Source organism: Arthrobacter gallicola (assembly GCF_014836775.1).
Lineage (GTDB): Bacteria > Actinomycetota > Actinomycetes > Actinomycetales > Micrococcaceae > Arthrobacter_B > Arthrobacter_B gallicola.
The window spans coordinates 340,066-364,598 of sequence record NZ_JACSQD010000002.1 but is presented as its reverse complement, the minus strand read 5'-3'; the positions used below and the strand labels follow the sequence as shown (position 1 = coordinate 364,598).

General features: G+C 61.5%; 19 protein-coding genes and 1 pseudogene. 12 read left to right on the top strand and 8 right to left on the bottom strand.

Features of this window, described 5'->3' with window-relative positions; genetic code table 11:
• Positions 1–234: 234 nt before the first annotated feature.
• Positions 235–1,653 (bottom strand): chromosomal replication initiator protein DnaA, encoded by a 1,419-nt coding sequence (gene dnaA, locus H9639_RS06050; RefSeq protein WP_191807216.1) that lies wholly within the window; start codon positions 1,651–1,653, stop codon positions 235–237.
• A 461-nt stretch (positions 1,654–2,114) separates the two neighbouring features.
• On the opposite strand from dnaA, the gene rpmH reads away from it, so the two are divergent.
• The 8 genes from rpmH to H9639_RS06010 all read left to right on the top strand — a co-directional run bounded on the left by rpmH (position 2,115) and on the right by H9639_RS06010 (position 7,978).
• A complete protein-coding gene (rpmH, locus tag H9639_RS06045) occupies positions 2,115–2,252 on the top strand; it encodes a 50S ribosomal protein L34 (protein ID WP_022892375.1) in 138 nt (45 codons plus the stop codon).
• A 61-nt stretch (positions 2,253–2,313) separates the two neighbouring features.
• Positions 2,314–2,661 carry a ribonuclease P protein component gene (gene rnpA / locus H9639_RS06040; protein WP_191807215.1) on the top strand — a complete coding sequence of 116 codons (348 nt, stop codon included), beginning with the start codon at positions 2,314–2,316 and terminating at the stop codon, positions 2,659–2,661.
• A 26-nt stretch (positions 2,662–2,687) separates the two neighbouring features.
• Positions 2,688–3,077 carry a membrane protein insertion efficiency factor YidD gene (gene yidD / locus H9639_RS06035; protein WP_191807214.1) on the top strand — a complete coding sequence of 130 codons (390 nt, stop codon included), beginning with the start codon at positions 2,688–2,690 and terminating at the stop codon, positions 3,075–3,077.
• Between the two features lie 8 nt (positions 3,078–3,085).
• Complete coding sequence (gene yidC, locus H9639_RS06030) at positions 3,086–4,048, top strand: membrane protein insertase YidC (RefSeq protein WP_191807213.1); 963 nt, start codon at positions 3,086–3,088, stop codon at positions 4,046–4,048.
• Positions 4,045–4,581, top strand: a complete 537-nt coding sequence (locus H9639_RS06025; protein WP_191807212.1) for a Jag family protein — start codon at positions 4,045–4,047, stop codon at positions 4,579–4,581. Before yidC ends, H9639_RS06025 begins: the two co-directional genes overlap by 4 nt.
• A gap of 51 nt (positions 4,582–4,632) precedes the next feature.
• A complete protein-coding gene (gene rsmG, locus H9639_RS06020) occupies positions 4,633–5,262 on the top strand; it encodes a 16S rRNA (guanine(527)-N(7))-methyltransferase RsmG (protein ID WP_191807211.1) in 630 nt (209 codons plus the stop codon).
• Between the two features lie 107 nt (positions 5,263–5,369).
• On the top strand, positions 5,370–6,506 hold the full coding sequence (locus H9639_RS06015; RefSeq protein ID WP_318242000.1) for a ParA family protein: 1,137 nt from the start codon (positions 5,370–5,372) through the stop codon (positions 6,504–6,506).
• A 101-nt stretch (positions 6,507–6,607) separates the two neighbouring features.
• Entirely contained in the window at positions 6,608–7,978 is a 1,371-nt protein-coding gene (locus H9639_RS06010; RefSeq protein ID WP_191807210.1) for a ParB/RepB/Spo0J family partition protein, read from the top strand.
• Between the two features lie 1,419 nt (positions 7,979–9,397).
• On the opposite strand, the gene H9639_RS06005 is transcribed toward H9639_RS06010, so the two are convergent.
• The 3 genes and pseudogenes from H9639_RS06005 to H9639_RS05995 all read right to left on the bottom strand — a co-directional run bounded on the left by H9639_RS06005 (position 9,398) and on the right by H9639_RS05995 (position 13,711).
• Complete coding sequence (locus H9639_RS06005; protein ID WP_191807209.1) at positions 9,398–9,652, bottom strand: hypothetical protein; 255 nt, start codon at positions 9,650–9,652, stop codon at positions 9,398–9,400.
• A 2,350-nt stretch (positions 9,653–12,002) separates the two neighbouring features.
• A pseudogene (locus H9639_RS16810) lies at positions 12,003–12,744 on the bottom strand (hypothetical protein).
• 340 nt (positions 12,745–13,084) lie between these two features.
• Positions 13,085–13,711 carry a TetR/AcrR family transcriptional regulator gene (locus tag H9639_RS05995; RefSeq protein ID WP_318241999.1) on the bottom strand — a complete coding sequence of 209 codons (627 nt, stop codon included), beginning with the start codon at positions 13,709–13,711 and terminating at the stop codon, positions 13,085–13,087.
• Between the two features lie 184 nt (positions 13,712–13,895).
• On the opposite strand from H9639_RS05995, the gene H9639_RS05990 reads away from it, so the two are divergent.
• Genes H9639_RS05990 through H9639_RS05975 form a run of 4 tightly spaced genes read left to right on the top strand, consistent with a single transcriptional unit; the run spans position 13,896 to position 20,039 of the window.
• Positions 13,896–15,251: an MFS transporter gene (locus H9639_RS05990; protein ID WP_318241998.1), complete on the top strand. Its 1,356-nt coding sequence runs from the start codon at positions 13,896–13,898 to the stop codon at positions 15,249–15,251.
• A 28-nt stretch (positions 15,252–15,279) separates the two neighbouring features.
• The gene (locus H9639_RS05985) at positions 15,280–17,949 is read left to right on the top strand and encodes an alpha-L-rhamnosidase (protein ID WP_191807206.1); all 2,670 of its coding nucleotides are present in this window, start codon (positions 15,280–15,282) and stop codon (positions 17,947–17,949) included.
• A 39-nt stretch (positions 17,950–17,988) separates the two neighbouring features.
• Complete coding sequence (locus H9639_RS05980) at positions 17,989–19,221, top strand: glycoside hydrolase family 1 protein (protein WP_191807205.1); 1,233 nt, start codon at positions 17,989–17,991, stop codon at positions 19,219–19,221.
• Positions 19,218–20,039 (top strand): SDR family NAD(P)-dependent oxidoreductase, encoded by an 822-nt coding sequence (locus tag H9639_RS05975; protein ID WP_191807204.1) that lies wholly within the window; start codon positions 19,218–19,220, stop codon positions 20,037–20,039. Before H9639_RS05980 ends, H9639_RS05975 begins: the two co-directional genes overlap by 4 nt.
• A 35-nt stretch (positions 20,040–20,074) precedes the next feature.
• Here the strand turns inward: H9639_RS05975 and H9639_RS05970 are convergent, their stop codons facing one another.
• The 4 genes from H9639_RS05970 to H9639_RS05955 form a co-directional block, all read right to left on the bottom strand.
• A complete protein-coding gene (locus tag H9639_RS05970; protein WP_191807203.1) occupies positions 20,075–21,268 on the bottom strand; it encodes a peptidoglycan-binding protein in 1,194 nt (397 codons plus the stop codon).
• A gap of 5 nt (positions 21,269–21,273) precedes the next feature.
• Positions 21,274–21,600: a thioredoxin gene (gene trxA, locus H9639_RS05965; RefSeq protein WP_191807202.1), complete on the bottom strand. Its 327-nt coding sequence runs from the start codon at positions 21,598–21,600 to the stop codon at positions 21,274–21,276.
• A gap of 22 nt (positions 21,601–21,622) precedes the next feature.
• Complete coding sequence (gene trxB, locus H9639_RS05960) at positions 21,623–22,657, bottom strand: thioredoxin-disulfide reductase (protein ID WP_318241997.1); 1,035 nt, start codon at positions 22,655–22,657, stop codon at positions 21,623–21,625.
• Between the two features lie 166 nt (positions 22,658–22,823).
• The gene (locus H9639_RS05955) at positions 22,824–24,377 is read right to left on the bottom strand and encodes an ABC transporter substrate-binding protein (RefSeq protein ID WP_191807201.1); all 1,554 of its coding nucleotides are present in this window, start codon (positions 24,375–24,377) and stop codon (positions 22,824–22,826) included.
• Positions 24,378–24,533: the final 156 nt, after the last annotated feature.

The following is a 24,533-nucleotide window of genomic DNA, read 5'->3' as shown; positions in this document are numbered from 1 at the left end:
ATACTGTGGATAACTCGGTCCTGCGGGGCGTCCCGGCGTTTTAAGCCTGTTGATAACCTGTGGACGCTTAGCCTACGTGCAGCAGGTGGCTGTTGGGAACTATTTTGCAGTTCCGCGTATCCACAGGCCAATACCCGTAAGAACGTGTTATCCACTGAGTTATCCACACCCTTGTCCACACGTGTTAATTTCGAGCCCCTTCGGGGCCCTTACATCCGCGTGCTGACGCGGATCTCAGGCCTCACGCTGCTGCTGCTTGATGCGGTTCGTCAGCTCGGTCACTTGGTTGTAGATGGCGCGGCGCTCAGCCATAAGTTCCCGGATCTTGCGGTCTGCGTGAATAACGGTGGTGTGATCACGCCCGCCAAGCTCCTGACCGATCTTCGGCAGTGACATATCCGTCAGCTCACGGCAGAGATACATGGCGATCTGGCGCGCAGTGACCAACGTCCGGGTCCGCGACTTGCTGCACAGCTCTTCCAGGCTGATCTGGAAATAGGCAGCAGTCTGCCCCAGGATCGATGCGGCAGTAATTTCCTGGGCGCCGTCGTCGGTAATCAGGTCCTTGAGGACAATCTCGGCCAGGCCAACATCCACCTGCTGGCGGTTCAGGCTGGCGAAGGCGGTCACCCGGATCAGGGCGCCTTCCAGTTCGCGGATGTTGGTGGAGATCTTCGAAGCGATGTACTCCAGAACATCGTCGGGGGCGCTGAGGGAATCGCCGATCGCCTTCTTACGCAGAATGGCAATCCGGGTTTCCAGTTCCGGCGGCTGCACATCGGTCAGCAGGCCCCATTCAAAACGTGAGCGCATGCGTTCCTCGAACCCGGAGAGCTGCTTGGGCGGCAGGTCGGAGGTGATAACCACCTGCTTGTTGTGGTTATGCAGCGCATTGAAGGTGTGGAAGAACTCCTCCTGCGTCGCATCCTTGTTCGCCAGGAACTGGATGTCGTCGATGAGCAGGATGTCGACGTTCCGGTAGAGCTGCTTGAAGCTGGCGCCCTCGTCATAACGGATGGAGTTGATGAAATCGTTGGTGAACTCCTCGGAGTTCACATACCGCACGCGGATCCCCGTATAGAGGTGCCGGGCATAGTGCCCGATCGCATGCAGCAGATGGGTTTTACCCAGTCCGGAGTCACCGTAAATAAACAGCGGGTTGTAGGCCTTGGCCGGAGCTTCGGCCACAGCAACGGCGGCGGCGTGGGCAAACCGGTTCGAGGACCCGATGACAAAAGTCTCAAAAACGTACTTGGGGTTCAGCCGGCCGAACTCCTGGGACGTGCTCGGCGGCGTCGGAGAGGGAGCACTCTCGCCAGTCGGCACGGGTGACGGCGCGGTTTCTTCGGGCTCCGGCTCCGGTTCGGCCTGGACAACCGGAGTGAGATCTGCGTCAATCACGAAGGCGCACTGGATATCCGCCTGGAAAACAGTCTTGAGGACCTCATCCAGGATGTTCTTCAGCTGGGTCTGCAGGACTTCGCGCGTCAGTTCGTTGGGAACAGCCACCAGGAGAGTGGTGCCGATCAGCCCCTGTGCCTGGGCCAGAACCACAAATCCGCGCTGCCGGGGGGAGACCCTGTCATCGGTCTCCAGCGTCCTGATGACCTTGCGCCAGGAACTGCCGACATCGTTGATTTCGTCCGTACCCACAAAAACCTCTCGTGACGCCCGTCAGGGGCGGTCTAAGAAACCGGAATCCAGGCCTGGATCCCGAAGGTTCATCCACAGACTTATGCACAGTCGTGGATAAAACACCCAGCGCCAAGCCTAGAGCATCATTTCGGCTGTCGGTAGCTGGAATCCGGCGCTCCTGCGTGACATGCGGCGGGACTCACATTCGGCCGCGGACCGCGGTACCCGGCACTTGTCCACAGGTGTGGAAGATTCTGTATGAACAGCCCCCGTATCCCCCGGTTTGACTGCCAACGGGGTCTCACCTAACGTTGAGTAGTCCTTTGTGTCTGCTATCTGCACTCATTCATGCCCATCAGGGTTCTGGGAATCAGGGTCCAGGTCCGGGTTGAGTGTAGTCAGTCACATGAAAAGAGCGCCGCTTGTGCTTTCCCCTTGATGCAGCAAGCGCCAGCGCAGATTGTCTTGGAGTAACCACCGTGAGCAAGCGGACTTTTCAGCCGAATAACCGCCGTCGTGCCAAGAAGCACGGCTTCCGCCTTCGCATGCGTACCCGCGCCGGCCGTGCCATTCTTTCCGCACGCCGTGGCAAGGGCCGCACCGAACTGTCGGCCTAAAACAGACTTAGGTTTGCCGATGCTGCCTCAGCAGCTATGCCCCCCGATCCTGGCGTTCTGAATGCTGGCCGCGAGGAACCGGGTGCGTTCGGCGGCGGATTTTTCCCATACCGTACGTTCCGGTGCCCGTTGCGGGCGCCGGAACGTAGTCTTATACGCAGTGCCTAACCCGGCCGCGCCCACGCGCGTCGGGTTCATTGTGTCGAAGGCAGTCGGGAACGCCGTGACACGTAACCTCGTTAAGAGAAGACTGAGAGAAGCAGCAGCGCAGAGCCTGGCCGATCATCCCACCGGGCTGGACATAGTCGTCAGGGCGTTGCCGCCGGCGGCAACGGCCTCGTGGGCGCAGTTAAGCGCCGACTATGCTGGTGCCCTCTCTGCATGCATTGGCAAGCTTTCGCGGCAGTGACCACACAGGTGAGGGAGGGGCTGAAGATGGGCCGAACCGGTAGTAAACCGGCGAAGGCTTCCCTTCCCGCTGCCTTTTTCCTGCCGATCCTGCTTTTTTTGTGGCGCCTTCCCCGGAATGTCCTGATCGGGCTTCTGATGGGCTACCGCAAGGTGGTGTCCCCGCTCTACGGCCCTGTGTGCCGGTTTTTTCCATCATGTTCGGCGTATGCCCTCGAAGCCGTCACCGTTCACGGTGCCGTCAGAGGAACGTGGCTCGCCGCGCGACGGCTCATCCGCTGCCATCCTTGGAATGACGGCGGAGTAGACCACGTGCCCGAAGGCCGCAGGCCGTGGCCGCAGGAATCGGTCCCCCGGATTATTGTTCTGAATCATCCCGTGATTCCGGCAGACGAAGACAGCCGCTCGGCGGCTTAGGAGAGTAAATGGGTTTCTTCGACACGATACTGTTCCCCTTCAAGTGGGTGGTGTCATGGATCATGTGGATCTTCCACGAGGGATTCGTTTTCCTCGGGATGGATGCCGCATCGGGTTGGACCTGGACGCTGTCCATCATCGGCTTGGTGATCGTTATCCGGGCCGCCCTGATTCCTGTCTTCGTCAAGCAGATCAAGGCTCAGCGCGGCATGCAGTCACTGCAGCCGGACCTGCGGAAGCTGCAGCAGAAGTACAAGGGCAAGACCGATCAGCTCTCGCGTCAGGCAATGACGCAGGAACAGATGGCGCTCTACAAGAAGCACGGGACCAACCCGTTCGCGGCCTGCCTGCCGATGCTGATCCAGATGCCGTTCTTCTTCGCACTGTTCCAGGTGCTCAACGGTGTATCGAACGCCAGCGCGGGCGGTGAGGGCATTGGTGCCCTGACCCCTGATGCCATCCGCCAGTTCGACGAGGCCACCATCCTTGGCGCCCCGTTGTCCTCTTCGCTGCTGCACGGCTTCGGCACCGAAGGGCACACCGCTGTCATCGTCCTCTCGATCATCATGATCATTGCCATGACGGCTTCGCAGTTCATTACGCAGAAGCAGATCATGTCCAAGAACATGTCTGAAGAGGCGCTGCAGAGCCCGTTCATGCGCCAGCAGAAGATGATGCTCTACGTACTGCCCCTGGTCTTTGGCATCGGCGGCATCAACTTCCCCATCGGTGTCCTGATCTACTGGACCACCACTAACCTGTGGACCATGGCGCAGCAGTTCTTTGTGATCCGCCGGATGCCCACACCGGGTTCCCCCGCAGCCAAGGCCCTGGCCGAGCGGCGTGCCCGGAAGGGCCTGCCGATGGTTCCGCTGCTGGGCGAAAAGAAGTCTGAACCGGTCGAAGAAATCCCCGTCCCAGCCAAGGCCCAGCGCCAGCAGCCGCAGCGTAAGAACAGGAAGAAAAGATGAGCACTGAGCACGTCGAAGAGTCCGTTGAAGAACTGCCGGAGCGTACTGAGAGCGGCTCGGCGGGACGCTTGGAGGAGGAAGGCGACGTAGCCGCCGACTACCTGGAGGAACTGCTGGACATCGCCGACATCGATGGCGATATCGACATCGAAGTACGCAGCGGGCGGACCTACATTTCCGTGGTCTCCGAGGAGGGAGACGACTCCGGTTTGCAGGCCCTGGTGGGCCAGGACGGAGAGGTCCTGGAAGCTCTCCAGGAACTCACCCGGCTCTCCGTGCTGACAGCCACGGACAACCGTTCCCGGCTCGTGCTGGACATCTCCGGGTACCGCAAGGAACGCAGCGAGGAACTGCACCGGATCGCCGAAGACGCGGTCTCCCGGGCCAAGACGTCCGGCAAGGACATCGCCCTGGCGCCGATGAGTGCCTACGAACGGAAGATCGTTCATGATGCCGTGGCTGAACTCGGACTCATCAGCGAGTCCGAGGGTGAAGGGCCTTCCCGCCACATTGTGGTGTCCCTCGACTCCTAGGCTTGCGGGCCGCTTTTCGTTCTAGACTCGCCAAGACAAGGATCTGTTTACGTGGTTGAAATTACGCCTGCCGAGCACGCGGCGGCGGTCAAGGTGTTCGGTTCCCAGCTGCCGCTGGCCGAACGCTACGTGGAGCACCTGGCCACATCCGGGATGGAACGCGGCCTCCTCGGTCCCCGTGAAGTTCCGCGTCTGTGGAGCAGGCACGTTCTGAACTGCGCCGTCGTCGCCGACCTGATCCCTGAGGGGAGCAAAGTCGCCGACGTCGGGTCCGGAGCTGGCCTGCCGGGGCTGTGCCTGGCGATTGCGCGTCCCGACCTTCAGATGACCCTCATCGAACCGCTGGAACGCCGGGTTACCTGGCTCAATGAGGTAGTTGCGGACCTTGCCTTGGAGAACGTGCAGGTAATCCGCGGCCGCGCCGAACAGGTGGTGGACAGGGTCGACGTCGACGTTGTCACCGCCCGTGCCGTCTCTGCTTTGTCCGGGCTGGCCGGACTAACCATTCCTCTGCTGCACGGTCAGGGCGAAGTGCTTGCCATCAAGGGCCGCAGCGCTGCAGAGGAGATCGAGAAGGCAGCTAAGCAGATCCGCAAACTGGGTGGCAGACAAACTTCGGTGGTTACGGCAGGCGAGGATGTACTCGAAGAGCACACCACGGTCGTCCGGATCGTGGTCTAGGACGTAAACGCGTTGTGTACATGCCCCGGACGGTCCGGGGTTTTGGCGGGGCAGCCGATAGGCTGGTGGCAGAGTAATGCCTATGTTGTGAAAGTGAGCATGTCCAGGTGAGTGTGCGCGATTCTGCCGCAAAACGAATTCCCCCCTTTGCTGCGCTGGGTTCTGCCTTCTCATCCGCATTTTCAAGGAATCAACCCGAAGAAGTTGCAAAACCACAGCGTCCCTTGCCTGTTTCACGTGAAACAGGACATGCTGTTGCAACATTGTCTGCCGGCGCATCCCATGTGCCTGTTTCCGAGACCAGCGAAGGTGGTGTAGCCGGCCAGGCGGTTGTTCCGTCCGAACCGGTAGACGTTATGGACCTGATGGATGAGAGCACCCCACTAGCCCGAGAGCTCGCCAGCGAGAACAGGCGGCGTGAACGGCTCCGCGGCCGTGTACTTCCGCGCCCGGCCGAAACACGCATCATGACGGTGAGCAACCAAAAGGGCGGTGTGGGGAAGACCACCACCACCGTCAACCTGGCCGCCGCGCTGGCTTCGGCCGGACTGAACGTGCTCGTCATCGACATCGACCCGCAGGGCAATGCCTCGACCGCACTGGGCATCGATCACCGGGCCGAAGTTGAGAGCATCTACGACGTACTGATTGATGATCTTCCGTTGGGTCGGGTGGTTGCCCAGTGCCCTGACATTCAGAACCTGATCTGCGCGCCGGCGACCATCCATCTTGCCGGGGCTGAGATCGAGCTTGTTTCCCTGGTCGCCAGGGAGCAGCGCCTCCGCAGGGCTATCGACGTGTATGCCGCTGAACGCAAGAAGGCCGGCGAAGAGCGGCTGGACTACATCTTCATCGACTGCCCGCCGAGCCTTGGCCTGCTGACCGTCAACGCCTTTGTGGCTGCGAAAGAGGTGCTGATTCCCATCCAGTGTGAGTACTACGCGCTTGAGGGCCTCAGCCAGCTGCTGAAGAACATCGAGATGATCCAGAAGCACCTGAACGCCGATTTGGTTGTTTCCACCATTCTGCTCACGATGTATGACGGCCGCACCAACCTGGCCGCACAGGTGGCTGCTGAGGTCCGGGAACATTTCCCGCAGCAGGTCCTTGGGGCTGTTGTGCCGAGGTCGGTGCGCATCTCTGAGGCCCCCAGCTACCAGCAGACGGTGATGACCTATGATCCGTCCTCCACCGGTGCGCTCTCGTATCTGGAGGCTGCGGCAGAGATCGCGCAGCGCTCTTAGACACCCCCACGGGGATGCCGGTTGTTCCTGTCGTAAAACCGTAGAATACTCTCACAATCAATCCATGCCGCTTGCTGTGTGCATAAGGGAAGGACTTACCCATGACCGAGAAGCGTCGGGGTTTGGGCCGGGGTCTGGGTGCGCTGATTCCCAGTACGGCTTCTGAGACAACTGAAACCTCGCAGGGTACGCGGGCGGGGAGGCCCGTCGACCTGTTCTTCGCTGCAGCGAGTGACGAGGTTGCGCCCGGACGCGCCGGAGGCCGCCGTGGCGCGGGAATCAACAAAGACGCCCTCCGTGCCCCTGCACCGAAAAAGACCGCACCCCGTACCGCAGCCTCCCGCTCAGCCGGTACCCGTGCCAAGGCAGAAGAGTCTGTTCCCGAGGTTGCAGAAAGTGATGCGCCTCCGGCGGGCCAGACCTCTCAGGTTTCCACCCCGGCTAAGGGCACGCGTAAGCCCTCCACGAAGCCGGGCAGGGGCTCTGCACCGGAGTCTAAGGCGTCAGCCGGTACGGAGAGCCCAGTGGCTCCCTCGGAGGCCCCCACGGAAGCAGCAGCCGCCGCGGAAGTAACTGAGCCTGCACCGGTTGAGGTGACAGAGCCGGCTGTCGCCCCGGTGGACGACGTTTCACGTGAAACGCTCATGGAAGTTCCCGGCGCACGTTTCGCGGAACTTCCGATCGACTCAATTCACCCCAACCGTAAACAGCCTCGCAGCGTCTTCGATGAAGAAGACATGTCCGAGCTGGTGCACTCCATCCGTGAAATCGGCGTTCTGCAGCCCATCGTGGTCCGTCCGTCTGCCGAGGGCGATCCTGAGCACCCCTATGAACTCGTTATGGGTGAGCGGCGTTGGCGTGCCAGCCGCGAGGCCGGCCTTGATTTCGTTCCGGCAATTGTCCGCTCCACCCAGGATGTGGACCTGCTCCGAGACGCGCTCCTCGAGAACCTGCACCGCAGCCAACTTAATCCACTTGAAGAGGCAGCCGCCTATCAGCAGCTTCTGGACGACTTTGAGTGTTCTCACGAGGAACTGGCCGAGCGGATCGGGCGGTCGCGGCCGCAGATTTCCAACACACTTCGGTTGATGAAGCTCCCCCCATTGGTGCAGCGGCGCTTGGCCGCCGGTGTACTGTCTGCCGGCCATGCCCGCGCGCTCCTGGGTCTCAATGACCCTGCGGAAATGGAGAAACTTGCGCAGAAAATCGTAGCTGAGGGGATGTCAGTCCGTGCGACCGAAGAAGTAGTCTCCCTGTCCGACGGCCTGCGGCGTCCCGCCAAGGAATCGAAGCCGAAGGTGGGTGCCCGGCATGAGCGCCTGGATTACTTCGCAACCTCGCTGTCCGACCGTCTGGACACCAGCGTAAAGATCACTCTGGGTGCCCGGAAGGGCAAGGTCAGCATCGAGTTTGCCAGTGTTGAGGATCTGAACCGGATCATGGGAGTCCTTGCACCCACCCCTTCCGAATAGTCCGCTACGAAAGGGCGGTCTGTTTCACGTGAAACGGACGGCCCTTTCGCATTTAAACACTCTTCGACTGCTGGTAGTGCTAGAGGTACCGCGGGATGCTGGGACGTTCTCTCAGTCCGTCGAATGCGGCGCTCGGGATCACGTTTTCCTACCCGCGGTCGTTGTGGCCAGAGGCGAGAGTATCTGATTTGCAACCAGGAATGGCGCTGGCCCACCTAGAGTTATTCATGCAGGCGGGTTGAGCGGGATTCCGCCCGCTGTATGCGAAGCATTGGCATCGCGGCCATGGCCTGTATGGTCATGTTCCACGTGAAACATGACCACCTGAGGTCAAGAGGCCCAGCACCGGATCCAAGGTTTGGCCGGCGAAGCACGACCACACGTCTGGTCAGGGACCGAGAGTTCAGCTCTTGGATGCCTTGTCCTCTTGGATGCCTTGTCGGGGTGGATCCCGAACAATCGCGCCCGAACTCTGTCTTGTACGCTAGCTGCTCCTACTGTCTGTAGCCACAGCTCTTATCAGTTGATTCTTCTTATGGCCTTCTGCCACACGCGCTGTTCTTGGACTACTCGCGCGTATCGGTCTTGAAGTGCAGAATAGTCGTTATACAGCTCGTTGGTCCTAGGCCGGCACTGGTTTGGTGTCGGTACGCTGGGCGGCTGGTTCGGTCCTTCAGACCGAAGTTCCGGGTACATGGTTGGGGAGGCCAACCTTTCAGGTCTGTAGACTGTTCGGTTTACGGTCTGCTTGTTTTACGTGTTCGCCGTCTTTGAGGCTGATGTCACTGACCCCCTGGTGTGTTTCACGTATACGAGGTGTTCTGGCATACAGAAGCTAAAAGTGCTCTGAGCGGCCGCTGAGGGAACATGTTTCACGTGAAACGAACGTACTGGAGCATGGATTCGCCGCCATCCGTACCTCTTTGAGTCTTGCTCCGGTGTGTTTACTTTGACCGACTTGCCATCACCCGGGCGGATCGGCTTGTCCCTCACGGCTGTGTGCTAAGCGCAATGTCCCAGCAGGTGAGGGGGTTTACACCCCGCACCTGCTGACGAGCGATGCATGTCACCTTTTGGCAGGTGGGTTCAAGGGCGAGTTGAAGGGATTCGACTTGGGAATCGAAGACTCGATCCTACGTCGCATTGACCCACGAGCGCCCTGTCAGCACGTAGAGCTCCTGGGCAGGGGCCTACGTTGCTGCCTGCTTCTGTCCATTTCAGGCCCGAGCTTTCGGTCCGGTGTTCTTGTCGCTTGTTTCACGTGAAACAGTTCCGTGTGTTCGGCGGGTCCGTTTCACGTGAAACACACCTAGCGGCGGGGCAGTGTCGTCATGGTGAGTACGAAGAGCATCGAATGTTGTCGGTCTGGGACAACGCCACACATGTGAGACCTGATTTCGCTGCGGGTACACAATATTGCTAGCGACGCCTGTCAGGAGAGCCCGTTGCCCGGTGCCTGGTACCCTTTGCCAGTGCCAGTGCCAGTGCCAGTGCCGGTGCCAGTGCCAGTGCCAGTGCCAGTGCCGGTCCCCAGGGCCCAGCGCTCAGTGCCCTGAAAGCAAGCAGCGACGAGGCCGACAGGCACGCCGTGCTCATCGTGGGTGTCCGGCCTATCTTGGGGCCATGCGGCGCGTAGCGGCTGGGGTCTGCCAGTGTGCAGCGTGCCGTCTGCATACGTACAACTTACTGTCCACTTGTCCATGTCAGGTAAGGTGCCGACAAGCTTCGGTCACCGGCGCCCTCCCCATCCCCAGTTGAGCGGGCGTTCACCTGACCGCGTGGGTGCGCTGCGGGTGAGTGGTCCGGTGATTACGAGGTGCTCGCGGTACTGTCTGATGCGGAGGCATGCACATGACCGATCCTTCAGGTCCGCGTTTCACGTGAAACACATCGTCCGTTAGGTGCCCCACAGCATCTCCCGAGACAGCTCCCTACTCGAAACGAAGGCGGGCTATTGAACCTCGTCTGTTGATACGTTCGCCATCATGGCTACCGAGAAGACATGTTATTTGGGGGAACAACGCTTGTCGCGGGCGAGTCCTATCTGAGCTCTCCACCCCGATATGCCCGATATGCTCCTCTAACGTGGTGTTCTATAGAGCGGCGCCGGACTCGCGGCACTAGCGGTCAAGGGTCTCTCATCGGGAACTACGTGACTCCCTCGTCTGTCTCAGCGGTTCTCCATTGCAGCTGTCGTGTTGAGTCACGGTGCTGCGCGGAGACGTTTCACGTGAAACGAGCTAGCAGGCTCATGATTTTCACGGTGATATGCGCCCGCCGGTTCTAAGTCTGATGGAAGCTCTTATGCAAAGCGCCGGGGTGAGTGCCCCAGCAGGGACAAGTGTTCGTGTTCTCAAAGGTGCACCAAAGGCTTGTCCTGCAAGTACTTACCCATCGCTATCGCTGCACGTCGTGAAACCTTGCCCGATCATCAACTGATGGATGCTTCGCCGGCCGTGGACAGGTAGGTTGCGGCTTGCTTTCGCAACCTGGGTGATCCGTTGCGGGGTTGTCGACAAAGTAGTCGTCCCAAGTGCATCTTTCCATAGGGTGTTCACTGCCATGCATTCCCGTGTGACTGCAGAACTTTCTGGTTGTGTTGTTATGCGGAAGAAGCGAATGACGGGGTGCATTCTCTGCGGAGTCTGCGAAGCAGTCCATGGCCATGCGGTTTAGAGGGTCTACCGGGGAGGTCTTGGCAGTGGGGGCGTCGAGCGGGAGTGGATAGCCTGCCTTCGGACAGTCACTTCGGGAGGGCGCAACGGTCTACGAGGCGAGAAACCAGCACCCGTACCCTGCACTTCGCTGGTGCGGACACCGGTGAAAAGCTGGCGCCCTGCGTCCCCGTCGACGAAAACTCAAATAAGAGGGACGCAAGCAGAATGGATTTCCATCGTTGGTTGTGGCGAGCAGTAAGGAATGCGGGAGCAGCGTGATGCGACTCCCGCCTTCACCCTTTACGGCCTGTTCAGGTCACCGTTTCAACTAAAGACCTGTGGACCGTGGCCCAACCCGTTTCAATCTGTGGTGCAGCGGATTATCGGACTTCATGTCTGCTTGCCGGCAGCGCTTCTCCCTGTGGTTTGTGGGGAACGCTTGAAGTCATAAACGGCCTGTCAAACTCGGCCCAGCAGACCGTGCCGGAGCATCGCTGGCACCCAACCCTGGGAGAAATCCTGTTGTCGGTGTTTAGGAATAGTTCAGGACTATATGAGCCGACGCAGGCCGGACGTTACACCCGTATACGGGTTGGTTGGTCTGTGGAAGTCCTCCCGAGCTTGCGTGTGCATCATTCTTGACATGTCCGCAGGCATGAATCGCGTCCGGCTCTCTCCATCGCTAGTCTTTGTTCTGGGTGGGGGATCTGTTGGGCGATTCCCACTTAACCAGCAACTGGAACACTAGTCCGGCCAGCATAAGGAATAGCCCGAATGGGCCCCAGAAATCGGATATGGCGACCATCGTAACAGCGCAAACGACAGCCCCGACGAAGAGTATCGCGGTGCTCAGAGTCACCTGTACCTTGGCTCTTCGTACAACCCTGATTATCTCTTTGTTCCGCGTGGCTCTGCGCCCATTCATGATCATGCCCAGCACCGACAGAGCGCCCAGGAATATTGGGCCCCTGCCCCCGAAGGGAAGTGGACCAGGTGCTAACGCGATTCCAAGCGCCGCGAACGCGAGCACCCCGGCGCTCACGTCGCACTGACGCACTGTATGCCTGCGATTCAGCAGCCTTTCACCAGTAACTTTGCTCACCACCAATCAATGACGCAGTCGAGGACATCGACACAGGCCCATAAACGAAACCAGCGAACGTCAGGACCGCTAGTTCGAACGACCCACGTATAAGCCGAGGGGGCCCACTGACCAGGTCAACGCTTGTAAGCGGCACAGGAAGGAGTCGTTTGAATCATCAACCGACGGTACAGGCGTCCCTCCATCCAAGCACCCTGGCTAGTTCAGGGGAGCGTACTCTGCCAGCCGGTCCCGGACCAGCCGCATAAAGACTCACAGGCTTTCGTCAAGTCGCTGAGGGCAGCTGCCTGGGACCAGGGTCTTCCCCGAGGGACCCGCCTCGGAGCATCGTGAACAGCACATCAGAACGAAGCCGGGCAAGAGCAATGATCGCTTGGTTATGCCGTTTACCCTCGGCACGTTTCGGGTCGCAATACGCCCTCGAGGCCGGGTGATGCAGGGTGGCAAAGGACGAGAGGAACAGGGCACGTCTGAGCTGCTTGCTACTCCGCCGGCTCGGCCTCCACAAGGGCACCGACTTGGGCAATGATCTCGTCCCTCTGCCATCGAAACGCCAGTAGCTACTCAGCGAGTTTCGGCAGCACGATCCCAGCTGCACCGGTGCGCAGGTCCGCGACAGCAGGGTGGTCCAGGTGCGGGCCCAGTGCCTGTTCCAACGCGGGATGGACGTGGGTAAACAGCCCGCGGATCTCGTTAGAGGGCTGTGATTTGTCCGGTGACGTCATCGTCGAACGCGCAGCGCACAGCGAATTCGGCCAGGGTTTCATAGTCGATTCGACCGACCGCAGCGTATGCGGAATGGAACGGGCGGCGCGGGCGATTGCGACAGGCAGCGCTCCGATGGTCGCGTCCTGGTCCACGATGACCAGGACGTTCCCGAGGTCGGTGAGCTTGGCGATGCTGGCCCGCATCTTCGTTTCGTCCTGCGGCAGGGCCTTGGTCGTAGAGCTTTTTTCGGCCCGGTTCAGGCCCGCGGCGCGGTGGCATAACAGGCAGTCCGGGGGCATCGGCTCGGCCGTAGGTGGGGTTACTGGCGCCCAACGGTGTCGTCTGGGATGCCAGCTCATTCTGAGTCACGTCGGCATAGGGGTAGTTGTAGGTGTTATTGCCCTTCCGGTTCGCGGAGTTCCCGGGCATGGGTGAAGGATTGGGGTGCCTCTACGGTTTTGGTCGCTAAGGGCAGGTTCTTTGGTGCGGGGTCTGAGTAGAGGGTTTCGTCGCGAAGCATGACGATGAGGACATCGGAGCGACGCCGGGCAAGAGCAATGATCGCTTGGTTGCGGCGTTTACCTTCCGCGCGAATTTCTCACGAGGTCTCGTCATTGCTCGGAAGTCTTTGGGATAGCGCTATCTGCCCTCATCAGGGGCGAGGAACTTCATCAATGTCTCCATGAGGTGGAGTGTTTTCCGTCCGGGGTCCAGGAGAGATTGGATCCGAAGACCGTCCATCATTGCCATAACCATGGTCACTTTGTCGTCCGCGCTGAGTTCTTCACTGTCCTGCGCAGTGGCAAGACGCGTGCTGGTGAAGTGGTCCCGCATCTTCTCACGGCGTGCAATGAAAAAGTTATGCGCAGGGTGGCTTGGATTTGTTGCCGCGATGGTGATGGCGAGCCAGTGCCGCTGCTGGTCAGGATGAGCAAACTCGTCCTGCAGGATGGCGGATAGCACCTGTTCCCTGGGGACCTTCGACTCGATGATGCGGCGGGCCAGTTCCGAGTCATCGGCATCGCGCTGGGCGAGTGCGGCGAGTAGCAGGTCATCCTTGGTGGGGAAGTGACGGCGCAAAGCTGCGTGGGTGACATTCGCCCGGGAAGCGATATCCCTGAGGGAGGCGCGTTCATAGCCATGTTCGGCGAAGCTTGCTGACGCTGCCCTGACGATCTCAGCCCGCCGGGCAGGAGTCGTCGCGTAGGGACCGCGCCGCCGCGGGCCGGCATTTTTCCCGGTTTCTGGCTCGGCAGCAGTGGTCACGGAAATCTTCTCCCTTAAATCAGCTGATGTTGCTTCTCTGGAGCTATTGCCAATAGTAACCACTGTGGCTACTCTTTTCGAAGAGTAACCACAGTGGTTACTATTCAGCTGGTTTTCAACTTGGCTGTCGCCTGGCGTCAGCGGTGCTGCGGACACCAGCAGCCATCCGAATAAGGAGTCAAAGGTGACTACGAACGAACAAGAGGCTTCTGGTGTCGGCAGCGGCATTGCGGCAGCCCAGCCGGTGCCAGGCAACCAGAATCCCGGCGAGGCTACCGATGGTGTCTTGACGGTCCCCGAAGAACCTCAGTCACCCGTCAGCCGGAGTTACATTCTTTGGTTGATGCTTGCCAGCTTTGGGGCATCCATCGCCATGATGGTGCCGCTGTCGTATGGCATCGCTGTGCGGATTAGTGAACTGGCCCCCGGCCATGAAGAGGTGCTTGGTTACATCACAGGCACGGCTCAGCTGATTTACCTGCTGATCAGTCCGATGGTGGGTATCTGGAGCGACCGCATGCGCTCGGGCTTGGGCAGACGCACCCCGTTCATCTTCCTCGGGACGGGTATCGGCCTGGCTGGGCTGGTGGTGATGGGGCTGGCCCCCGATCTTCTGATCGTGGGCGCTGGCTGGGTCCTGGGCATGGCTGGCTGGTCGATTTCCGGCGCGGCCATCCAAAACCTGATGGCCGACAAGCTTCCGGACCAGCAGCGTGGCCGGGTTTCAGCGTTGACTTCACTCATGACCCAGATCGCACCCGTGCTGGGGATCGGGGTGGCTTACGCGGTCTCCTCCAACACCCTGCTGGTCTTCGTCGTCCCCGGTCTGATCGGAGCCGTGCTCCTTGCTTTGCTCCCGATCATTAAGCCTGAGGGCAGTTCCAAGGACATAGCCCTTACTTCACGGGTAACAGCAAAATCGGTGGTTGCCAGCTACGGCTTCAACATCCGCAAGTACCCGGACTTCGCCTGGAACTGGCTGGGTCGGTTCGTGTTCTTCATCGGACTGTACTTCAACACCACGTTCGGCACGTTCTTCTATGCACAACGGCTCGACCTTCCAGTGCGTGAAGTGGCCGGGGTGGTCGCCACCATCGGCATGCTCGGAGTCGTCGCAGCTGCAGCAGGCGCCCTTCTGGGTGGATTCCTGTCAGACAAACTGAAGCGGCGCCGCCTGTTCGTGATGATCGCAGCGTTGCTTTTTGCGGGCGGCGCGCTGGTGGAGGCATCTGCGTGGTCCCTGCCCCAGCTGATCATCGGTGCCGTGCTCATGCAGAGCGCGATCGCCGTCTTCGCAACAGTCGACCAGGCAATCATTTTCGCCATCCTTCCGAACCGCAACGAAACCGGGCGCTATATGGCAGTGGTGGCCTTCGCGCAGAAGATCCCGAGCGCCGTGGCACCGCTCATCGCCTCGTTGGTCATTACGATCGGCGCCACCGGAGCGCAGAAGAATTACACGCTCCTATACCTCGCCGGCGCGGTCCTGGCCCTGCTGGGCGGCGCAGTGATCGCACTCAAGGTCAAAGCAGTCCGTTAGAACGTTCTCCGAAGGAAGAAGGACCACCATGGGCGGAACGCCCTACGATCTTGCCGTGGACAGCGGTGGAGACCAATTCCCCGTTACCGGGTCCGCACCCAGACTGTCGTGGAAGACTCCTGAAGATAGTCCCGCCGGCTATGAACTCGAAGCGACCATCGACGGGGTACTGCAGCCAGCCGCGACCACGGAGATGCGCCTGTATGTGCCCTGGCCGTGGCGGACGCTCCGCAGCCGCCAGCGAATCCAGTGGCGGGTTCGGGCTGCGGCCTCGGGCGACTGGTCTGGCTGGTCCGGTTTTGAAACCGGGCTGCTGGAGCCGGACTGGACGGGCGCCTGGATTTCGCCGGTTGAGCCGGAGGACCCGGGCTACGGCCGACGGCCCGCCTACCTTCTCAGCACTACCTTCGACCTGCCAGGTGCCGTGGAGTCTGCACGGCTCTACGCCACGGCACTCGGCGTCTACACGGCAGCACTCAACGGAGAACGGGCGGGCACCGCAGAACTGTCCCCGGGGTCGACGTCCTACGACCACACGCTCTATGCGCAGGCCTTCGACGTGACCTCATCACTCATACCGGGCCGTAATCGTTTGGACCTTGAGTTGTCCGACGGTTGGTACCGGGGCCAGGTGGGCGCCTTCCGTCTGCCGGCCGGCTGGGGCACCACGCTGGGAGCGCGTGCCGAACTGCACATCGAACTTAGGGACGGAACCCGCCGGGTCATCGGTACGGACGGCACCTGGACCAGTGCGCCGTCGTGCACTGTCCGGGCAGACCTCATGGATGGGCAAACGGTTGACTTCTCGTTGCCCGAAGTCCATCCCGTGCAAGCCCTTGTTGGAGTGGTCGACGCACCGCCGATCGATTGGTCTCCGGCTCCGCCCGTGCGTGTTATCGACTCCCGTCTGCCGGAGCACACCCACGAAATCAGACCGGGTGTATGGGTGGTCGATTTCGGCCAGAACGCGTCCGGATGGATCCGGCTCGAGGACCTCGGAAGCGAGGGAACCCGCACGGTGATCGAGTACGGCGAACACCTTGGCCCGGACGGGGACCTCTCAACCTCCCACCTCGATTCCCACCGGCCGGGAGAGCCGGCAAGGATTTTCTCCCAGCGTGATGAAGTGACAGCGGGACCTGTTCCCGCAGTGTTCGAGCCGCGCCACACGGTCCACGGTTTCCAGTACGTGCGTATCAGCCGTGAAGGTGGCGCTCTGGACCCCTCAGCGCTGTCGATGCAGGTAGTCCACAGTGACCTTCGCAGGACCGGTGAGTTCTCGTGCAGCAACGAGGATCTTAACCGCCTGCACAGCGCAGGCGAGTGGAGCTTCCTCGGAAACGCCGTGGACGTGCCTACCGACTGCCCTACGCGCGAACGGTTGGCCTGGACAGGCGATTACCAGGTGTTCATCTCCACAGCCACCAGGCTGCGGGATGTCCTCGGCTTCAGCCGAAAGTGGCTGCGGTCCGTCCGGGACGACCAGCTGGAAGACGGACGGATAGCTAACTTTTCCCCCGACGGCCGCCGCATCAAGAACAACTTGGATGACCAGTTCGCGATGATGACCGGGTCCGCAGGCTGGGGCGACGCGATTGCCGCAGTTCCGTGGGCGCTCTACGAAGCGTACGGAGATAAAGCGGTTCTGGCCGAGAACTGGGAGGCCATGGACCGATGGGTCCGATGGGCCCTCGAGAAGGCCCGCACCACCCGCCACCACGCCCGCGCACAGCTCGCTCCCGAGCCGGAACCCTTCGAGGAATTCCTCTGGGACGGCACTTTCCACTGGGGCGAATGGACTGAACCTAAAAAACGCGACGCCGACGGTAACCTGATCGACCCTGTCCAGGACAATCCGATGGCCTGGTTCATGGAAGACAAGGGAGAGGTGGGCACGGCATATCTCTATCGCTCGGCGGCAACACTTTCCCGGACCGCGCAGGTCCTGGGCCGGACGGAAGACGCCGCAAGGTATGCAGACATCGCGGAGTCTGTCAGACAGGCGTGGCAGGGCACCTATCTTCGCGCGGATGGAAACACTGCCATGGACAGTCAGGCCAGTTATGTCCGGGCGCTCTCATTCGGTCTCCTGCCCGACGAAGCACGCGGACCTGCCGCCGACCGGCTCGTCGAGCTGATCCGATCCGAGGACGTGCATCTTGGCACGGGGTTCCTCTCCACGGGAGACCTCCTGCCGGTTCTAGTTGAGGCTGGCCGGGAGGACGTCGCGTACGAGCTGCTCCTGCAGCGCAGCTCGCCGTCTTGGCTGTACATGGTGGACAAGGGTGCCACCACTATCTGGGAATCCTGGGAGGGAATCGACGACGAGGGTAACGCCCATGAGTCCCTGAACCATTACAGCAAGGGCACTGTGCTCCGGTTCCTTCATGAATACACTCTTGGCCTGAGGCAGGATTCCGGATCGGTGGCGTGGCGGTCCATCGTCATCGCGCCGACCCCCGGTCACGGGCTTACTTGGGCGCAAGGTTCGCACCAGACTCCCAACGGGACAATCAGGGTGCACTGGCAGCTCGAGGGTGAGAAACTGCGGATCGACGCCGACATCCCGGCTGAAACCACCGCCCGGGTCGTCTTCCCCGACGGGACTGAATACACTGCCGGCCCGGGCAGGTATCTGGCCGCACGATCCATTTCTTCCACCGGCAACCACCCGACCTACGCCGGCACCACCAGCTAATTGCCTGCGCCACCAACCATTCAAAACACAGAGGATGACATGAGTACTTTCCCCGACGGCTTCCTGTGGGGCGCCGCAACTGCTGGCCACCAGATAGAAGGCAACAATGTCAACAGCGACTGGTGGGCCCGCGAGCTGACCATGCCCGGTATGGAACTCTCCGGTGACGCCTGCGACAGTTACCACCGCTACCGGCAGGACATTGACCTCCTGGCCGACGCAGGCCTGACGGCCTACCGGTTCAGCCTTGAGTGGGCCCGGATCGAACCGGTCCAGGGACACTTTTCCCGGGCCGAGCTTGCCCACTACCGCCGCATGATCGAGTACTGCTTCGAACGGAATGTGACACCCGTGGTCACTCTGCAGCACTTCACTACTCCGCAGTGGTTCGCGAACGACGGCGCCTGGCTGGCTGAGGACGCATCCGAAAAGTTCCAGCGCTACGTCATGGCGGCCACGGACATCCTGGAGGGGGTGGATTGGGTGGTCACCATGAACGAACCCAACATGCAGGCGGCCATCATGACGGCCATGCGGCGTATGCAGCAGACCCAGGGCGGCCAGTGGCAAAGCCCCACCGTTGAAGGTGAAGGGGAGAAGAAGCAGACACACAGCGACTTCCTCACTTACGCGGATCCCGAAATCGGACGCACGTTCACCGCCATCCATCACGCTGCGCGGGACATCGTGCGGGCACGTACCAACGCCAAAGTAGGATGGACCATCGCTTCCGGAGCCCTCACCCCAGCCCCCGGCGGCGAAGAAAAGCTCCTTGAAATCCGATACGGCAAAGAGGATGTTTACTGGGAAGGCAGCCGCGGTGATGATTTCGTTGGCGTCCAGGCCTACTCCAGCCAGGAAGTTGACGCCAACGGCCTCGTCCCGCATCCGCCCCACCCGGACAACACCCTCGTCGGCACGGCATACCGCCCAGACGCACTCAGTATGGCTGTCCGCCACGCCTGGGACATCACCGAAGGAGTTCCTGTCCTCGTTACGGAGAACGGGATCGCGACCGCCGATGACGGACAACGAATCCGCTACACCACCGAAGCGCTCGTCGGCCTTCAAGAAACCATGGCTGAGGGAATCGATGTGAGGGGCTACCTCCACTGGTCACTCCTGGACAACTTCGAGTGGGGACATTGGGAGCCCACCTTTGGCCTGATCACCGTCGACCGGGCTACTTTCGCCCGCACCCCCAAGCCAAGCCTCGCCTGGCTCGGCAGAGTCGCCCGGCACAACAAACTGGACGCAGAGGTTCGCTCATGACAACTGCCTTCGCGGACGCGTCCTCGACACCACTCGCACAACTTATTTCGTTGGCCGGACGGAACGCCGTAGTCACCGGTGGGGCGCAAGGGCTCGGTAAAGCGATCGCGCTCCGGCTTGCAGAGGCGGGTGCCAACATCCTCATTGGCGACGTCAACGCTGATAGGGCCAGGACAGCTGCCGCCGATATCGCTGCCCGCTTCCCAGTGCGCTCACTCGGGGCAGCCATGGACGTTACCGACTCACAATCGGTCGGCGCCGCTGCTAAAACAGCTTCCGAAGAGTTTGATTACATCGATATCTGGGTGAATAACGCCGGAATTTTCCCCAGCCTTCCGGTCCTGGAAACACCGGATGAGACTTGGGAGCAGGTCTTCGCAGTGAATGCCCGAGGAGTCTTCAACGGGTCCCGTGAAGCAGCACGGCACATGGCCGGTGACGACCGTGGCGGGGTGATCATCAACATCGTCTCCACTGCGGGATTCACCGGGACGGCTCCCGGGCTCTCCGCCTACGTTGGATCTAAACACGCTGTCCGCGGAATGACGAAGCAGATGGCCCTCGAATTCGCGCCCCTCGGAATCCGCGTCCTTGGCGTCGCCCCAACCTTCGTTCCCACCGAGGGCAATATGGCCGCAGCAGCAGCCCACACGCCGCGCGAAGACTCAGGCGCAGCTATGGCGGTAATGACCAACAGCCTCATTGGCCGAATGGGCACCCCGGACGATATCGCCCGCGTCGTCCTCTTCTGCGCAAGCGACCTGTCCACCATCATGACAGGCAGCACACTGCTCGCCGATGCAGGACAAACCATCTGATAACTAAGGCTGCGGCCTCAATGGGGCTAAACAGCCTAAAGCCCGGACACCCGGCGCTGTTCCTCTGCCGGATTGAAACGGCTGACGTCGTCGAGGGCCAGAGTGCCGGTTGGCTGGTCTTCTTCTTCCAGCAGGTACAGGCGCTGGATGGCGATGACAATGGAATCGGCGACGGTCTGCCGGAACACCGGATCCGCAAGCCGGTGAGCGTCGTGGAAGTTGCTGAGATAGCCCAAATCGATTCCCACCGACGGGATACCGGGCAGCTTCAACGTGTCCCAGGTGCGGGCATGGGTTCCGAGGTTGTTCATGTCCGTCCGGGCCGCCAGTTCCTTGATCATCAGGATGGCCGCGCGCTGTCCGATGGGGGAGCGGGGCTCGCCGGAGGAGGGAAGGCCCCAGTAGTAGGCGGCGACGCCGGAGGCGGCCGGCTGGTCCAGCCAGTCACAGTGAATGTTGACGTTCAGGCTCGGCAGCCGGTCCACGGGATCGTGGCCGCTGGCTTCGGAATCGTAGGGGACCACCTCGGCACCGAATTCGTGGAGTATGCGTTCCACCCGGGCGCTGACGTCGGAGGCAACGAGCAGCTCGGTGAGGGGCTGGCCGGTCAGGCGTTCCGTGACGTGAGCCGAAGGGGTTTCGGAACGGCCAATGTTCAAGGTGATGGTCCGGCCGCGCAGGGCTGCCGTGGAACGGTCCAGCCGCTCGTAGTCGCGCAGCGCGAAGGCCTGGCTTGGGGACAGGGCGCGGTTCACGCGCAGCATGGCCGTCATGGTCTCCATGTCACACACGCCGGTTCCGGGAATTCCCAGATTCTGCTGCAGTTCGGCAACGGCATAACGCGTGCGGACCCCGAACTCGCCGTCGATGTGCCCGTAATAGAAACCCAGGTGGGACAGGTGGCGCTGCAGCTCCGCAACGTCATCCCCGCGCACAGTGCGCTGGTCCTCGGTATAGGCAAGCGTACGGTCGCCGAAACGGAACTGGGCCTCTGCCAGGGCGCGCTGGGTATCGGGTCCGGCGACGCCGTCGACAATCAGCCCCCGGCTCTGCTGGAAGGCTCGAACGGCGGCATCGACGTGATCGTCGAAGACGGCGGGATTATTAACGGCGTCCGGGGCGAGATAGGACATGGAAATGCCGGCGCGCAGCAATGCTTCGCGAAGCGTTACTACGCGCCGGCTGGAGTCCAGTCTCCGCAGACTTTCATCTGCCGAGTGCATGGTCATAAAACCTACTTCAGGAAGGCCGCGAATTCCTGCTCGAGGACCTGCTTCGGCTTCGCCCCGATAGACGTGGCAGCAACCTCACCGCCCTTGAAAACGTAAACAGCAGGAATGGAGGTGATGCCGTACTTGGCGGCGATAGCAGGGTTGTCGTCAACGTTGACCTTGACCACGTCAACCTTCTCCGCGTACTCGGCGGCGATGTCGTCCAGGATCGGGGAAAGCATCCGGCACGGACCGCACCATTCGGCCCAGAAATCCACAATGACCGGCTTGTCTGCGGCCAGCACATCGGTGCTGAACGTGGAATCCGATACGTCTTTGGCATTGCTCATGGTTTTTACTCCTTGTGGATCTCTAGACGGCGGCGTTTTCGGAAACAGTTTCCGACGCCGGGGTGGGAACGGTGGCCGCAGTGGCAGCGGAACCCAGGTCTGCCAGGTAGTGCTCGACGTCGAGCGCTGCCGCACAGCCTGATCCCGCCGCTGTGATGGCCTGGCGGTAGGTCGGGTCGATGACGTCGCCGGCGGCGAAAACGCCGGGGAGGGACGTCTTGGAGGTGCGTCCCTGGACGGCGATGGTGCCGGCTTCGGTCAGTTCCAGCTGGCCGCGGACCAGATCAACGCGCGGATCGTTGCCGATCGCCACGAAGATGCCGGTGACCTCGAGATCCGACTCAGAGCCGTCGACGGTGTTGCGTAGCCGCAGCCCGGTGGCCTTCTCCGCACCGTGGATTCCCACAACCTCAGAGTCCCAGACGAAGCGGATCTTCTCATTCGCCAGCGCACGGTCCTGCATGATCTTCGAGGCACGCAGGGTGCTGCGGCGGTGTACCACGGTGACCGAATCGGCGAACTTGGTGAGGAACAGTGCCTCTTCCAGGGCGGAGTCTCCGCCGCCGATGACGGCAATGTTCTGACCCTTGAAGAAGAAACCGTCGCAGGTGGCGCACCAGCTGACACCGCGGCCGGAAAGCCGCTTCTCATCCTCCAGGCCCAGTTCACGGTAGGCGGAGCCGGTGGAGATGATCACGGCGCGGGCCAGGAAGGTTTCCCCGGTGCCGATGGTGACCTTCTTGATGTCGCCGGCAAGGTCCACGTCGGTGACATCCTCGAAGAGGATCTCCGTGCCGAAGCGGGCAGCCTGCTTCTCGAGGTTCGCCATGAGGTCCGGGCCCATAATCCCCTCGGGGAAGCCCGGGAAGTTCTCCACGTCAGTGGTGTTCATTAGCTCACCGCCGGCGGTGACGGAGCTGGCGATCAGCAGCGGCTTCAGGTTGGCACGCGCGGTGTAGACGGCGGCGGTGTAGCCGGAGGGGCCGGAGCCAACGATGATGACGTCCCGGATTTCGGGTGCGGAAGCTGTGGCGTCGGAGAGATTTTCGTTGCTCACGTGCTGTGAACCTCTTTCTTTGGAGAACGGGCGTGATCCGGTGATGGAAACGCTCGGGGACTCTAACCACCCGGCACAACACTGACAGGGAACAGCTTATTCCGAATGGCAGCTGCGTCACATGCCGGGCCGCCGGGCCGGTTCCCGGCGGCTCAAATGGCTTAACTCAGGACACTGCGATTTCTGCGATGCGCAGTCCCCAGGGGTATTCGGCCTGTACACCGCTCAGGCGGGGCAGCTGGGTGAAGTTGATGATCACATAGCTGGCCGACGCCGGTTCCCCGTCCGCCTTGGGCACCGTGATGCTGGTGGTTGGTCCGGTGAAGCCGCTCTGGGCGACGGTGGTGGCACCTTCCAGGGACGGCTGGTCATTGAGCATGACCGAGAAGCTGCCGCCGCTGCCGTTCAGCTGCGTGATGTCGATCTTGCTGACGGCTGATTCCTCTTCGAGTTCGACCACCAGGGCCAGGCTGGGGGCCAGTCCGCCGAAGGTCTCCGAAGCGTACACATAGCTGGACCAGTAGCTGGCCGTATTGCCGTCGATGATCTGCGGGAGCGCGCCGTCATTCACCGAGTCCAGGGACTGGTTGCCGGGAACCAGCCGTGAGACACCGGCGGTCACCGGGGCAGGCAGAGAGACACCGGTTTCTTCGGCGGGGCCCTCTTCCGGCGCCGGGGCGGAGGCTTCGGGGGAGGCCGTGACTTCCTCGGAAGCGAACATATTCCCGACCTTGTCCAGGTTCGTAAAGGCGAGAACCACGGCCACGATCAGTACCAGGCTGAGGAAACCTCCGACCAGCACGCGGCCGTACCTGCGGTCACCGGACGGGCGGGGCTCTTCCTCGTCCTCCGGCTCGTAGTCGTCATAAGCACCGGAGTCATAACCGGCGCCCACGGCTGTGCGGGGGAAGCTGGAGGCGGGGCGGTCAGTTCCGCCGGCGGGAGCGTAGCCTTCCGCGGGGAAGTCATCTTCAGCTTCCCAGCGGCTCACCTTGGGGGTGGCAACGGGAGCCGTCTCCGGCGGGACCGCAGAGTAGGCGGCTGTGCGCGGGCTCTGGCGGGGCGGAGGAGGAACGGCTCCGGCGCCGGTGGCTGCTTCGGCCGGGGCTTCCTGGGACCCGCCGAACTCAAGGTCGCGTTCGGCGTTGGCGGCAGCGGCAGCCCCTGCGGCGCCTGCGGCACCAGCCGCACCGGCTGTGCCGGAGGCTGCGGCTGTGTCGGCGGCACCAGCCCCGCGGCCGAACCGGGGGAGGTGGGGCTTGGAGAGGCCGGAAAGCAGCGGTTTGCGGTCCCGGTCCGGTGCTTCCTCCACATAGCGGTCTTCTTCGACCGTCTCGGGTTCACGCGAGCGGGGCATGCCAAAGATCTCGGAGCCGAGCGTGTCGGTGAAAAACGGCTCCACGTAGGGGGCATCACGTTCAATGACGAGGTCCAGAAGGTCCGCAGCGTTGCCGGTGGAGGTGACGAGGTAGGTGCAGCCGTCGCTGACGCCGAGGTCCAGGATCTGGACGGTGGAATGCCGTTCCCCAATGGCGATTTCCCGCGCACTGGCACTCACCTGGCTGGCGTTCTGCGGTGCGGCAACGAGGATGCTTACGGCACGGTTCAGTACCTGGTCCATGCCATCGAGGACGAGGTCATTCTCTGCCGAGGCCAGAACCTGAGCGGTGACCTTGTATCGGCCGCCCAGCACTGAACCAACGTTTACCGGTTGTGGCACGTGTTCCTCCCGTGGAAACGGCTGTAACTTCTGCGAGATGTTGCCACCGGCGGGCGTAAAGGCTGCCGGTGCGGTTAACACAGTACGCGCACGCCACGAAGGACTTTCCCGTACTGACCGCCTTATTCCATGCTACCTGTGGCGGCGGTCAAACCT